General features: G+C 30.8%; 12 protein-coding genes. 3 read left to right on the plus strand and 9 right to left on the minus strand.

The window, feature by feature from the left end:
- Positions 1-20 precede the first annotated feature (20 nt).
- The 7 genes from DY168_RS13595 to murI form a co-directional block, all read right to left on the minus strand.
- The gene (locus DY168_RS13595) at positions 21-1,814 is read right to left on the minus strand and encodes a heme NO-binding domain-containing protein (protein ID WP_115642217.1); all 1,794 of its coding nucleotides are present in this window, start codon (positions 1,812-1,814) and stop codon (positions 21-23) included.
- A 242-nt stretch (positions 1,815-2,056) separates the two neighbouring features.
- Entirely contained in the window at positions 2,057-3,397 is a 1,341-nt protein-coding gene (locus tag DY168_RS13600) for a peptidoglycan-binding domain-containing protein (protein WP_115642218.1), read from the minus strand.
- A gap of 68 nt (positions 3,398-3,465) precedes the next feature.
- Positions 3,466-7,059 carry a S8 family serine peptidase gene (locus tag DY168_RS13605; protein ID WP_172556364.1) on the minus strand — a complete coding sequence of 1,198 codons (3,594 nt, stop codon included), beginning with the start codon at positions 7,057-7,059 and terminating at the stop codon, positions 3,466-3,468.
- Positions 7,060-7,273: 214 nt separating this feature from the next.
- Positions 7,274-7,975: a S24 family peptidase gene (locus DY168_RS13610; RefSeq protein WP_115642219.1), complete on the minus strand. Its 702-nt coding sequence runs from the start codon at positions 7,973-7,975 to the stop codon at positions 7,274-7,276.
- Position 7,976: 1 nt separating this feature from the next.
- A complete protein-coding gene (locus DY168_RS13615; RefSeq protein ID WP_115642220.1) occupies positions 7,977-8,348 on the minus strand; it encodes a DUF3783 domain-containing protein in 372 nt (123 codons plus the stop codon).
- 26 nt (positions 8,349-8,374) lie between these two features.
- On the minus strand, positions 8,375-8,890 hold the full coding sequence (locus tag DY168_RS13620) for a peptidylprolyl isomerase (RefSeq protein WP_115642221.1): 516 nt from the start codon (positions 8,888-8,890) through the stop codon (positions 8,375-8,377).
- A 128-nt stretch (positions 8,891-9,018) separates the two neighbouring features.
- On the minus strand, positions 9,019-9,807 hold the full coding sequence (gene murI / locus DY168_RS13625) for a glutamate racemase (protein WP_115642222.1): 789 nt from the start codon (positions 9,805-9,807) through the stop codon (positions 9,019-9,021).
- Between the two features lie 297 nt (positions 9,808-10,104).
- Here murI and DY168_RS13630 point away from each other — a divergent pair, with 297 nt between their 5' ends.
- The 3 genes from DY168_RS13630 (at position 10,105) to DY168_RS13640 (ending at position 13,443) form a co-directional block, all read left to right on the plus strand.
- Complete coding sequence (locus DY168_RS13630) at positions 10,105-12,006, plus strand: type I glutamate--ammonia ligase (protein WP_115642223.1); 1,902 nt, start codon at positions 10,105-10,107, stop codon at positions 12,004-12,006.
- A 143-nt stretch (positions 12,007-12,149) separates the two neighbouring features.
- Entirely contained in the window at positions 12,150-13,109 is a 960-nt protein-coding gene (locus DY168_RS13635; protein WP_115642224.1) for an alpha/beta hydrolase, read from the plus strand.
- Between the two features lie 118 nt (positions 13,110-13,227).
- Complete coding sequence (locus DY168_RS13640; RefSeq protein ID WP_115642225.1) at positions 13,228-13,443, plus strand: alpha/beta-type small acid-soluble spore protein; 216 nt, start codon at positions 13,228-13,230, stop codon at positions 13,441-13,443.
- Between the two features lie 78 nt (positions 13,444-13,521).
- On the opposite strand, the gene DY168_RS13645 is transcribed toward DY168_RS13640, so the two are convergent.
- The gene (locus DY168_RS13645; protein ID WP_115642226.1) at positions 13,522-14,934 is read right to left on the minus strand and encodes a sensor histidine kinase; all 1,413 of its coding nucleotides are present in this window, start codon (positions 14,932-14,934) and stop codon (positions 13,522-13,524) included.
- Between the two features lie 5 nt (positions 14,935-14,939).
- Entirely contained in the window at positions 14,940-15,629 is a 690-nt protein-coding gene (locus tag DY168_RS13650) for a response regulator transcription factor (protein WP_115642227.1), read from the minus strand.
- Between the last annotated feature and the right edge of the window lie 15 nt (positions 15,630-15,644).

Consider the following 15,644-nt stretch of genomic DNA (forward strand, 5'->3'; position numbering starts at 1 on the left):
TTATAAATATATTCTAAACCTTATATATTATACTTTTCTAGGTCCTTTCTAAAGTTTTCAGTTATTAACTTAAAGTTAGAGATATTTCCTATAAGATTTTGAAGCTCTTCAGTATAATTTAATACACTAGCACTTACTTCTTCTGAAGATGCTGAGTTTTCTTCTGCTATAGATGCTAAAGTTTCAATAGTATTATAAAGATTGGCTATAGACTCTGCTTCATTGTTGAGTTCATTAATAGTCTTTATCATAGACTTTGAAACAATTTGTATAGATTTAGTTGCTTCATAGCTTATATCTTTTACTTTGCCTAAACTTTTTGATTCATTTTTTAATATATAATACTGTCCATCTATATTGTCTACAAGAAGTTTTATATCATCTACAAATTCTTCCAAGTTAACATTTATTTCTTTTACCGCTCCCTTAGATTGTTCTGCTAGCTTTCTTATGGATTCTGCAACCACTGCAAATCCTCTTCCTTGATCGCCAGCTCTTGCAGCTTCAATAGAAGCATTAAGTGCAAGTAAATTGGTTTGTTCAGATATACCTGAAACTATGGATACAATGCTTGTTATGTCTTTTGCCCTAGTTTGTAATTTATCTCCTTTGTCTTTAACATCTAAAAAGCTATTTAAAGACTGAAGTATGTTACTACTAGTATTTTCTATATTGCTATAGCTGTTATTAATCTTTTCTAATGCTTTTTCAAGTTCTAATTTATTATCATTTTCATTATTTACTATAGTTTTTAATGATTCTATATCTTCATTTAATTTTAGAGCAGCATCTTCTGTATTTTCAGCCTGTGACACAGCTCCATTAGCTACTTGCTCCACTACCTCAGTTATTTCCTCTGAGGTATGACTCATAGCATCAGATATCTTATTTATACTCTCAACGAAAGTATTCATTTCATCTGTCATTCCTTTAAACTGTGTAAAATCAGCCTTAATTACCTTTTTATAATCTTTTATAAGTCCAAATATATCTTCAAAAAAGTCATTAGTAACCATATTACTTTCATAATTATACCTTCCTGATGCTATTTTCTTTAATTCTTCCTCAATCATAGTCTTTGGCATATTAAGCAACGTAACCCCAATCCCTGCAAATATACCCGACGATAACCCTAAAATCAAAGCCTTGAAATTAATACCCACCAAAGGAAGTGCTACTAACGTAGTTGTAATAGATGTGAATATTGCAGCTTTAGCGGAAAAGCTTTTAATAAAACCAAAAGATAGCAAGTTATTCCAAAAGTATTTCTTTTTATAATATATATCTTTAGGAAATGTCATTTTTAATTTTAATGAATTGCTTGTCCTTTCAATTTCTTCATATTTAACATCTTCTTTGAAAAACTCATTACAGCCATCAGTAAGCCCCAAAAAGTAATCAAACATGCCTCTTTCTGATTTATAGAAAAATATAGCTTCTCTTTGTGATATTGGCTCTATAGTTACTAGTGGTGGTTTAGCCCCTTTAAACTTTTTAGTCATCACTACATGGATATCAAACAAAGACTTTAAGAATGAATACATGTTTTCTTGTTGAAAAAATGCTGGGTAATCCCTATGAAATGCCCTTAAATTATCTTTTCCGATTATCCTCCAAAGTTCCTTAACCTCTAAGTTGTTACTTAGAGCTATATTGGAGATTACCTTTTTAATATCATTATCATCAACATTTTCTACAGGTGTAAAAATTTTAGTAGAATTCCATCCTGCATCTTTCATAGCATTATCTACTGTAGTATTTCCATAAAGTCTTCTGCAAGTTTTCATCCAAGTTGATACCACTGTTCCCTTCACCTTTATACTCCCCTTCTTATGTAAACTTATTATATGAATGTTTATTAATATGTATTTTCATTTTAACTCATATTTGTTACAATGTATAATATTTCTTTATTGTATTTCATAATATTAAGGTTTAATATTATACTTCAATTTCAATATCCTTTTATAAAATCAAAAAGGGATTTCTAAAATACCTTATACAACCTTTTAAAAATCCCTTTTGATATTATACTCTATCTTATAACTTATATTAATCAGTCCGTATATCTAAAGCTTGGCATGTGCTCTTTATTATAGCCCTCGAAAGTGGTAGGTGGGAAAAATGTACGTTCCGTATTTCCTACACTTGATCTTAACTCACTTATCTTTGTTACCGCCACATAAATATCTGATATCTTATACCAAGTTGGATAGTCTACCATTCCCGTAGCTGGAAATCCGAATATACTTTGAAATTGTCTTACCGCTTCTTTTGTAGCTTCCCCATACACCCCATCTACAGCTTGTTTATTTATAGCTGGATAGTTTTGTGCTATCCTGTTTAAATAGGTTTGAACCGTTTTAACTGCGGCCCCTCTAGATCCTATAGTTAAAACACGTCCAGGATAAGAGGACGGTATTCCTTGAACAAATTCTGCAGTAGTAAGAATTATATCACTTCCATAAAAGTTAGTTAATATTTCATAGGGTGTTCTCCCACTATCCCCGAGACTCTTACTCCCCCACTGAGTAAGCCATCCTGGACACTGAACATTGAAGCCATCACAATATTGTGTTAGCAAAGGTTGCTTTGCACCAATTCTTTGTACATAAGTAGAAAATATCTCATCTACTATTCTATTTATGTTATCATAAATATTTCTTCCATAATTAAAGGCTTGATCAAAAGCTGTTGAATTTGTTATTTGAAATCCCTTACCTTTTCCCCTATACCACTCCGTATATACCCTATTTAAAGAAAAAGATATCATACAATATATATTTGCCCTTAAAGTACTTTCAGACCAAGTAGAAAACACCTCACTAGAAGCTACATTTTTGATGTAGTCCTTAAATCTTACAGTATAATTAGGTGCTGTAGTGTCATCAGGCACCCCTCCGTGCACTACTATATATTCTGGTATTACAGGACTTGGAAGAACTACAAACCCACTAGGTGGAGGAGGTAATGGCTTATCAGGATCTTCTGGTATCTTAGGTGGGAAGTCACCAACTAAAGTATTAGGAGGAATTACTATAAGCCTTTCAGTTTGACGACTATTTCTACTAGGTGGTACCATACTAACCTGTTGAAGAGCTACCCTATCAGGATAAACCTGACATCCTTTTATAAATACAGGTTTAAATCCTTCAGCCTCAACATTTATATCAACAAAACTATATGGAAGTTTATCGGATGGCCTCATTGAATTTTCTAGGGGTGGAGTTTTAACATCTACTTCCATAGTAAAGCCTGAAGAATCAGAGGTTAAAACTACACTTTGTCGCCTTAATTTCTCCTCCCCTACCTCAACTATTGTAACCTTCGCCTTTTCTATAGGTATATAATTTTCCTGTTTAAATATTTGAACTTGAACTCTACCTTTTTCAGTCATAAATATGCCCCTTATAATAATAATCTTTATATAGATTATGAACACTTAGTTTCTATTGTTACTACATTTTATTTGTTTAATGGCATCCTTATAAATAAACTCCCTAAATTACTTTCCATAAACTCTTTGCTTTTACCACCATTATTCGCATCTTCAAAACACATGGTTCTCATATTTTCAAATATTCCTTGAAGACTTAACATGCCATATCCAAACTCCGGATTAGGATATTTATCTCCTGGCCTTTTTTTAGTTCCTCGTATAAGATAAGTCTTCATCTTAGGTGCATAAATGGTAGGATCCTTTCCTTCAACTACACCCCACTGAAATAGGAGAGCACACGCACCAGCTAAAACCGCACTAGCTGCACTGCTTCCACTAACTATGGTTTCTCCACCTCCAACCTTTGTTGTCCTTACATTTATTCCTCCTGTAGTTAGATCTGGCTTTATCCTATTATCTCTTGTGTATCCTCTTCCAGAAGATGCTACATATGAATTATTATTTTGATTATAATAAGATGTAGTTATTATACTTCTACTAGTAGATGGAACCATTAAAGTTATGAATTGATTTGGAGTTAAGAATCTAGTGTCACCTTTTAACAGGTCCCTTTGAGGTAACCATGCATTATATCTACCGCTTACTATATAATCTCCAAAAAGTTTAAACTGCCATATCCCCTCTCTTACATCTTCAATCTTTACCCGTATAAGCTCATCCCCTGTAAGCTCCTCTGGAAAATAATACTCTATAAATACCTTGCTTCCCTCAAATACTAATTCTATTTCTTCTCCTTTCTTAAGTTTTGTTGGCACCTTTTCTATTACTTCACCCGATGGAGAAATTACCCCTATAGATACCTTATCTGGCTTATCTATCCATACCTCAAATGCTAAGTCTTTTTGCTGCTTTGATATTTTAACCTCTAATGTTTTAATTTCTCCTGTATTTTCAAACATACCAGAAGCATGAAGATCTTCATCTCCTTGATTTCCTGTTCCACTAACCACTACAACTCCCCTTATTCTAGATACCTCATCGATATATCTTTCTATAATACTATTACCATCATGAGCACCAGCATTAGTGCCTACGGATATATACATAACCAAGGGCTTATTTATCCTACTTGCAATCTGACTTAAATACTTTATGGCCATTATAACGTCTGTATTGTTATATGCCACCCTATCCTTTCCACTTACATCTTTAGATAAATCTAATCCTGTAGCAGGTTTTAACTTTACTACAGCGAATTCACATCCTGGAGCTGCACCTTTTAATTCAGGATTTCTTCCTCTTCCACCTAAAATACCGGCCATACTAGTGCCGTGACCTATATCATCCTTACTAGATACTATTTTATAAGGATCCTCATCATTTTCCATTGCTTTTATAGCCCTATTTATTTCTTCTTTATTAAATTCTACTCCATAATTAAATCCTAAAGGTTTAGATCCGTCGGTTAAGGTTTGATCCCATATATAATTTATTCTAGTAGTATCATCCTCATACATAAATTCTTTGTTCAAATAGTCTATACCTGTGTCTATAGTTCCAACTAAAACCCCGTATCCATCAAGTGGTAAATAAGGATTATTGTGAAACTGCGGTATATCAGCTGCTTCTATAGGAGACATCTCAGATAATGTATACAAGCTAGTATCTTCTTTATAAACTATATTAGTTATGTCTTTTAATATCTTACTTTCAATATCCCTCTTCACTGATATAACCGCAAAGCTTTCATCTAAGATAAAAGCGCAAATATCACTTACTTTTTCTAAACTCTTTACAATATCACCATCATATTCAACTAGATAATTATTATAATCTGGGTTTAAATAAAGATTTCCACAATCTACGCGTAAGGATTCCACAATAAAATCTTCCCCCCTTCTTAAAGATGTAACTAAATCTAAAGATGACTTTCCGCAAACCTCACCATATCCAAAACTATAATTAGGATAAACTATCGTAGTCCTATTCCTCCTTGCACCTTTTAATAGAAAATATTTAAGCCTTTGACCAAATAACAAGGTATCATTTCGATATACAATCCCCCACTCCATAAATAAAGCAGCTATTCCTGAAACAAAAGGCGTTGCCATAGAGGTACCTGTTTTACTATCATAACCACCTCCAGGAGCTGCGGAAATTATATCTTCACCAGGGGCCACCAAGTCCGGTTTAGTTTCTCCGATATCGTCCCTACCCCGCCCTGAAAATCCCGATATATTCATAGTAGAATAATTATAGCTTCCAACTGAAATTACATTACTTACTGTAGCTGGTATACCCAATGTATTAGTTATGCTTGGTTGTAAAAATTTAGTTTTAGGATTTAATCCTTCTGAAATAGGAAGCCACATATCATATCTTCCCCTATAATCATTTTCCAAGGTTATGTTTATATTCCATGTACCTTCGATTAAGAACTTCCCATCTAAGGCTGAAATGCTTATTATAATCTCACCATTTATATCAAAGGGTCTTGGACCAGTGTAATATATGATTACCTTGTTAGAATCAACATTACCCTCAGAACTACCTTGAATTACTGTGTTTTCACCTGTAGTCTTTCCAGAAGGACTTGTTACTTCTATTGAAATGTCACTTAGTATCTCTTTGTATAATTGTATTATTATATCATTTTCCCCTTGCGCAATATTTATAGCTATATTTTGATTCTTTCTAAAAATCCTACCTACATGATGTGCTGCTTCCCCTTCATTTCCTGCTGCTATAACGAAACTTATAGGTTCTATATTAGAAATAGTGCTTATATATTGCTCTAATATACTACTTCCATTATGAGCACCATTATTAGTACTAAAACTTAAGTTTATAACTAAAGGCATATTTAATTCTGACCTTTTGTCTAATAAAATTTTAATAGCTCTCATTATTTGACTAGCCTGAGTATAATTTAAATTTCCAGGCGGTGTTATTTTAATCATAGCAATAGAACTGTTATATGCAGTTCCATAAAAAACCTTATCTATATTGCCACCACCTGATGCTATACCTGCCACATGTGTTCCATGACCTACAAAATCCCTATGCTCTATTAAGCCATAAGGATTTTGTGAATTTATAGCTTCATTTATTTCCTCCTTATTCCAACCCCTTTTTAAAGACATGTCATAAATATACTCAATTCTAGTATTACCTTCAGTATCCATGAATGCTGGATGCTTATAGTCTATTCCAGAATCTATAAATCCAATCAATACCCCTTTACCCGAAAGATTGTAAAGATTCCAAAGTCCATCTACACAAGATGCCTTATTCCCTTCAAGAGAATTTATATATAAGGTTTGCGGAAGTTCAAAATAACTTATACCATCTACCTTACTTATATTATCTGCATCTGATATTTTAAAAGTAATTATTCCAAATCCATAACCTAAATCTTCAATCTCCCCACCCAAATTCTTAACTGATGCATTTACTTTTATAGTATTTTCTCCATATAGCACTAAAAATTCAATATATCCTGCTTTAAATTTATCTACACTAGATAAGTTAATAAGCTTTTCCTTTAACTCTGAAGGCATCGTTTTTACTACTTCTCTTCTATAAATTAAATCACTTGATAAACTTTCGTCTCCAGCTCTTATTAACAGATTCTTATCTTTATTAATTAACTTTTTCATATTAATAAAAAGACCTCCTATGAATAGTATCTATATATTTTATGAGCTGCTATAAGTTTTGCCCCTAAAATAAAGCATTTCATATCATATGATCTTTATAACCTTCAATTTTAATATTTACGTAAACAAAAAAGAGATATTTTTAAATATACATTTAAAAATATCTCTCTTAAATTAAACTAATATAGATATGCCAAATCTTATATCTTTAATACTAAAGAAGGATTTCTAATTTATCTAATCTTGCTATAAACTTCACATTTTTAATTAAAACTGTTTCTGTATCTAAATCAACATTATGATTTAATAGTAAAGCTTTATTACTATCTAATCTTTTTACTTTTCTTATTATCTTTCTACCCTCTAATTCTATAAGACAGATAGTATTAGCTTCCATATCACTTATAAAGTGACATAGTGCTAAATCTCCTTTTCTCATTCTAAATCCTGACATATCGTCATTTTCTATTTGAAGAAAAAACACCTTATCTTGAGGATGACCTTCTATTTTATTAGATATGACAGGTAGCTTTTTATTATCTATTATCTTTGACATATCATAATTAAATATAGGAACATTCTTTAAGACTTCACCAAAAGCTTCACTCCATATATCTTGAACCTCTTCCTTTGGCTTACCCTTTTTATTGCTTAAGCTATCCGCTGTATAAATAGAAGCCTTCGGTTTCACTGTTTCTTCATTTAAGGCTTCTTCATCAATAGACATACTTATATCATTTATATTCTTATCTAAAAGTTTTGATATTCTAGTAATTAAACTTTCATTTATTATCTTTTTTCCCATCTCTACATCATTTACAAAACTCTCAGCTACTCCTAGCTTTTTAGCTAATTGTTTTTGAGTCATTTTTGAATCTAATCTTGCCTTTTTAATTTTTTCTCCTACTCTACTCACTTTAGTTGTTTCCTTTCTCCTCTTGCATCTTCTTATACCATTCTCTTTCCTCTATAAGATGCTCTACAAGATATTCAAATGTCCACCTTTTCGAGGTATCAGTAACTACTGCTAAAATAGGTGACCTTCCTATAGTTGCTCTTATGAGCTTTATAATCTTATCTAATTCATCATCACTAAAACCATTAAATAAAATTACCTTTTCCTTAGGAAGGGATTCTTCTCTTTCTTCTTGTTCAGATTTTTCTACTATGGCCTCTATTTTTTCATGAAATATCTTAGTTGTTATAACTTTATATTTTATATTAGACATTTTAAATACTTCTAAATCCTTTTGTTCAAGACCATAAGCCAAAATCATCTTACTTTCCAAAACATCTCACTCCCTAAAAATTTATCTTATATTCTTTTAGGTTCATCATATTGAACCCCAAATGTATCTACTGTAACCTTATTCATTACTTGATCTTCATATGGCTTGTCACCATGGTCACACTTAGTCTTAACTATACTATCCGCATTATCCATTCCTTCTATAATCTTTCCAAATGCCGCATATTGACCATCTAAATGGGGAGCCTTTTCTACCATTAGGAAAAATTGGCTTCCTGCAGAATCAGGATGACCTGATCTTGCCATAGATATAACGCCTTTTTCATGTTTCAAATGATTCTTAACTCCATTTCCAGAAAACTCTCCCTTTATACCGTATCCTGGTCCTCCCATACCTGTCCCTTCTGGGCAACCACCTTGAATCATAAAACCAGGTATTACTCTATGAAAAGTTAAGCCATTATAAAAGCCCTCATTTACTAAATGTATAAAGTTATTAACTGTACCCGGTGCTATTTCTGGGAATAATTCTATTTTAATTATTCCTCCATTGTTAATTTCCATTGTTACTATTGGGTTCATAAAAATTCCTCCTTTTAATGTGTAAATCTAATATATTCAATATACCATGAATTAATAGTATTATACCCTTTATCACCTACAATTCTCAATATATTATTTATTATATGGATAATAATGATTAACATTTATTATTCTAAATCTAGTAACTTATAGCTAAGGTCTATTAAGTTACTGTTATCCTTTGAATTAAATATCTTTACATAACCCTTTTGGTCACTACTTCTCAAAATGTTACTTTCTTTTAATCTTCTTTTAAGTTCTCTTGCTGTACCATCACTTCCATCTATTATAGGTATTTCATCTCCTATAATATATACTATTTCTTTTTTTATAAAAGGATAGTGAGTACAACCTAAAACTATGCAAGATACATCTTTATCTATCTTTCCTTCAAATCTCTTTTCTAAATAATTCTTTATATCGTTTCCTTCAAATATGCCCTCTTCTATCATTTCTACTAAGCCAGCACAAGGAAGAGCAACTACCTCAGAGTTTACTGCACATCTTTCAACTAATTTATTAAATTTATTTTCTGCTAAAGTTATAGGTGTTGCCATTATTAATATCTTACCCTTTCTATTTAAATTTACAGCTGGCCTTACAGCCGGCTCTATTCCTATTATAGGTAAGTCTTTAAATCTCTTTCTTAAGTCTTCTATTGCAGCACTAGTAGCTGTGTTACAAGCTACAACAATGGCCTTACAATCCTTTGATAATAAAAAGTCTATAGATTTAAAAGTTAGCTTTTTTATTTCTTCTACAGTTTTTACACCATAAGGTGCATTTTTAGAATCCCCAAAGTAGACATAATTCTCATTTGGGAGTATTTTTATAGCCTTTTTTAGCACACTAATCCCACCTACTCCGCTATCAAAAATCCCTATAGGTTTACTTTTGTTATATGAGTTATCTTCCATACTAAAAACTTCCCTTCTTCAATAATTATATGTGTTTTATTTTTATAAATACAAGTCGACATGGAAAGTACATCCATATCAAATCAATATTTGTATACATTTAAATTTATCAAAGTATCAAAATTACATCATTTTCTTGACATAAAAATTTTATTGTAATAAAATTTCTTTATATTTTATCGTATAGAATGATATCTTTATCCCAATTATAATAATATTATTCTTATATCATTTTGTCTATTTTAAAAGAAAGGATGTGAAATGTCTATACCTTAATTAGGGTATAGATAAAATTTTATGAAAAACGACCTAATATTTTCAATACCGGAGACTTCCCATAACGAAACTTCTCTAAAATCAATAATTAACGACCATCCAGAAATAAGATTCATATCCTTAGTAGGTATCGATCTTGCTGGAAATGATACCGATGAGCGAATTCCTATAAAGGCATTTTTAAACGATTTAGATACATTCTTAAATGGAGTTGCAGCACAAACTGATGGTTCCTCAGTTACCCTTCCAGGTATTGCAAGCCTTAATAACGCTAAGATTGATATGATGTGTGATTTAAACTGCAACTGGTATGTAGACTATAATTATGAACATATAGATCCATTTTGTAATAAACCAGTAGGTACTCTTAGAATACCTTGTTTTCTATATCATAATGGAAATCCTGTAGATTCAAGACACATTTTAAAAAGATCCATTGATTACTTCAAAAGTACCATCCTAAGTTTAATTTCGAAAAATCCTAACAGTCTTTCTTCTTATGGCATATCCTTTGAAGATATTGATGACATTAGTGTAACTTCTGCTACAGAATTAGAGTTTTGGGTTAAGACTCCAAATGATGAAGCTGAACTTGAAGAGCTTTCTACATCTCAAGTATTGCATGAACAATATTGGACTAGAACGAAAGGTTCTGTAAGAACAGCCCTAGAACAAAGTCTTATGCTTATGGATTCTTATGGCTTAGAACCTGAAATGGGACATAAAGAAGTAGGCGGTGTTAAAGCTAAAATTGATGACCTTGGAAACCTTACTCATATAATGGAGCAAATGGAGATTGACTGGAGATTTTCCACCCCTATCCAAGCTGCAGATAATGAACTATTAGTTAGAAATATAGTAAGAGAAACCTTTAGACAAAATGGTCTTGACGTTACCTTTCTTGCAAAACCTATAGATGGAGTAGCTGGAAGTGGCGAACATATTCATGTAGGTATCTGTCTTAAATTAAAAAATGGAAAGCTTATAAACTTATTTACATCTAACAAAGATCACTTTTTAAGTTCCATAGGTTACGGTTCACTTATGGGTATACTTAAGAATTACGAGATAATAAACCCCTTCATATCTTCTACTAACGACTCGCTTAAAAGACTTAAGCCAGGCTTTGAAGCTCCTATATGTATAGTAACCTCCTTAGGTGTTACTATTGAAGTACCCTCAAGAAATAGAACAATTTTGATAGCTCTTATAAGAGATCTTATGAATCCTATGGCTACAAGATTTGAACTTCGCTCACCTAATCCACATACAAATACTTATATTGCTATATCTGTTTTATACATGAGTATGATTGACGGTATAAAATATGCTTTAGATAATAATAAAAGTGAAGATGATTTATTAGATGAACTTTCAAAGTCACCTGGTGAGCCTTCTATATATCTAGAAAAAGAAAGATCTTATCGTACTGAGGAAGATGTCTTTGAGTTCTTTTCGGAAGAAGAACGAACAAAATATTTCGGTAAAGCTCCTGCAACTGTTTATGAGAATCTAAAAGCTTTTGAATTATATCCAGATAAATTAGAAGTATTAAAAATGGGAAATGTATTTAATGATTCAATTATAAATAGCTTTAAGATTTCTGTTATAGAAAGGTGGGTTACGGAAATAAAAAATCGAATAATAAATAGCTACATGGATGAAATACGTTCCTATAAAATGTTACACTCCTTAGATAAGGCTTTAGATTTGGATGTGACAAATTGGATGAATGTAAATGAATTACGTCATTATTTAATGAAAGATAGCTATTCTAATAAGTGCCTATTCACAAAAATAAAGGAATCAATAATAATTAAAAACTATTCAGCTACATCAGATCTCCAATTAGAGCTTGAAGATAAAATGAGTTTACTCAGAAGCTTTTATACAAATTACAAGAAAAACCTTTTAGATGTGTAATAAATCCAAAACCATCTAAAAGGATACCTTTATTATATTTAGTACATGTTATAATATGAATTGATTTTTTAATTTTTAGCATTAAGTTTATCTTAATGCTATTCTTTGCTTTATTCTATACGTATATATATTAGGTGATAAAAATGAAAAATAAAAACATGACCATATTCCTTCTTTTATCTATTTTAATACTAGCGCCTATTATATTAGTGTCCGTATTAAAAGGTCCTAGAAACTTTATTACAAAGATAGGTGGAAATCCTAAGGTTTATGAATCCACAGTTCATTTAGGTGAAGAATATCTAGATATACCTTACAAGGTCTTAGAAAAAGAAGATTTAACACTAGATTTCTATTCACCCTCAAAATCCAACAAAACCGCTTGGCCTCTTATTATTTATATTCATGGTGGAAGCTGGGCCTTTGGAGATAAATCTATTGATGAGGGTTTTATACCCATCTTAAATAAGTTAAAAGAAAAAGGCTATGCTATAGCTAGCATAAATTATAGACTTTCTTCATCAAGTTCAAACTTTCCCTCTCCAGTAGAAGACTGTAAAGATGCAATTCGATGGTTTTATAAAAATAAGGATATTTATAATATAGACACTGATAATATAGGACTACTTGGTGTTTCTTCTGGAGCTCACTTAGCACTACTTACATCCTATAGCAACGAAACTGAATTTATTGGAGATGAAGGTCTTTCTTCATACAAAAGTAATATAAAATATGTTATAGATTATTCCGGTCCAACAAGTTTTGATATAAATGATATTGAATCGTCCGACGAAACCTCGATTAGTATTATTAAAAATCTTTTAGGTGAAAATAATATATATAAAGAAGACTTATTAAATCTTGCAAGTCCCATAAATTATATAAATCCAAATTCTACACCTACATTAATAATACATGGAGAAAAAGATACAACAGTACCTATAGATCAATCAATAAAGTTATATGAAAAAGGTTTGGATGCTGGAATGGATATAAAATTGCTCAAAGTAGCAAATGGTGATCATTCTTTATCTAATATAGATTATATAGATATGATAAAGGTTGCTACAGAAACCTTAAGGTTTATTGAAAAAAATAAATAATATATGAAATAAAATCATGGACTAGAACTTATTGGAGTAATTACATTTAACTTTATAGTTTATAAAATCTAAATCAGCACATAATAAGGTTACAAAGCAAATAAGGGAGGAATGTAAAATGGCAAACAATAATAATAATACTAGTTCAAACAGATTGGTGGTACCTGAAGCAAAACAAGGGTTAAACAAATTCAAGATGGAAATTGCAAGTGAACTTGGTTTAACTAATTACGAACAAACTGATAAAGGTAACTTAACATCAAGACAAAATGGTTCAGTAGGCGGAGAGATGGTTAAAAGAATGGTAGAATCTTACGAGCACAATATAAAATAATAATTAATACCATGTTTTTCAACTAATCAAAACTAAAGTAACCTAAATCAAATTAAGTTAAAGGTGAGAAGTTCATATTTATGAATTACTCACCTTTAATTTTATCTTTATTTCTGTACCTTCTCCATACTTACTAATAATATCTAAACTTCCGCCATGAATGCTTATTATCTCATCACAAATAGAAAGTCCAAGACCATTTCCATGTTTACTATGGTTTGCCTTATAAAACTTTTGTTTTACTTTTGATAAATCTTCAACCTTTATACCTATTCCATCATCTTTTATAGATATTACTACAAATCCATACTTTTCTTCAGCTTTTATATATATGCTTCCTTGATTTTTTATAAACTTCATAGAATTATCTAATACATTTATAAAAACTTGTTTTAATCTGTTCTTGTCACCTTCTATTATAGGTAACCTTGGTATTTCACAAATTAATTCCAAATCATTCCTTTTTGCCCTAGGACTCATTTCTAATATTACATCTTTTAATAGTTCTTCTATATCAACATCTTCTAAGGTCATTTTCATCTTTGAAGATGTAAACTTAGAGAAATCTAATAATTCATTTACTAATAGGCTAAGTCTTTTACTTTCTTGAATTATTATATCTAAAGCCTTTTCTCTTTGACTAATATCAGTAAATTCTTTTAACTTTAATGTAATAGCCCATCCCTTTATAGATGTAAGCGGTGTTTTAAGTTCGTGACTTATAGATGAAATAAATTCATTTTTTAATTTTTCACTTTTTTTTATTTCCTGGGCCATATAATTTAAAGTTTCTGCCATCGTTCCAACTTCATCTTCATAAATCTTTTCTAGTGTAATATCATATTTACCATTTGCCATATCCTTAGCTACATTTGTAACCTTTTTTAAAGGTTTTGTTATAGTATTAGAAATAACCAAACTCAAAATAGTTGTTATCACCATAACAATAAATACTACACTTATAATTAAAATAGCTATTCTATCTAAAAGCTTATCTACCATATCCATAGAACTTACAACTCTTATAACTGCTATTATATTAGAATCTATTTTTAAAGGTGCTGATACTGACATTATCTTATTAGATGCGTATGACCCATCAGGTTTTCCTACCCAAACAGCAGTCTCGTTTCCTAATGCCATTTTTATATCTGTATATTCTAACTTAGTTCCAGCAACAATACCAAGATCATCCCATATAACCCTACCTTCTTTATCTAATATTTGAACTTCAACATCTAAATTAGAAAAAAAACTTTCTTCTAAATCCTCATAAATCTTTTTAGCATCAGAATCATTTAGATATTTAGAGTAAAACCTTGTTGATAAAACAACTTGATCTTTCAATATAGTTTCCATGGCTTTATAATAATATCCTCTTACACTTATCCAAAGTAAGAATCCTAGTAGAGATATAGTTATTAGTATAGTTATAAAATAATAGCTTATTATCCTCGATTTTATACTCCTAAATGTTTTTAGCTTATTCATATATGTTAAACCTTTTTAAATCGATATCCATAGCCCCAAACAGTTTCTATATACTTTGGCTTTGAAGGATCTTCTTCTATCTTTTCTCTAAGTCTCCTTATATGAACATCAACAGTTTTTATGTCTCCATAAAAATCTTCACCCCATATATTATCCAAAAGCTCATCCCGGCTAAAGGCTCTATCTAGGTTATACATAAATAATTTAATTATTTGAAACTCTTTTAAAGTAAGTTTAACTTCATCCTCTTCTATAAATACCTTTTGTGATCTATCATCAAGAGACAAAGGACCATTAAATACGACCTTTTCCTTATCTTCCTTTGCATTTCCTCCACTTCTTCTTAAAATAGCCTTTATTCTATATATAAGTTCTGTTGGATTAAAAGGTTTAGTTATATAATCATCAGCACCTAGCTCTAACCCTATTATCTTATCCATATCTTGGTTTTTTGCTGTTAGCATTATTATTGCAACCTGAGGGTTATCCTTTCTTATTAACTCACAGGTTTTATATCCATCTATACCTGGAAGCATTATATCTAGAATTATAAGATCTAACTTCTCTTTTTCACAAATAATTAGTGCTTCTTCTCCCGATCCTGCTTCTCTAACTTCAAATCCACTTATGTTTAAGTTTATCTTTATAAAACTTCTTATGTTTTCTTCATCCTCAACTATTAATACCTTACTCATTAAATCACCTCTTTA

Origin of the sequence: Clostridium putrefaciens (assembly GCF_900461105.1) — a bacterium.
Taxonomy (GTDB): domain Bacteria; phylum Bacillota; class Clostridia; order Clostridiales; family Clostridiaceae; genus Clostridium_L; species Clostridium_L putrefaciens.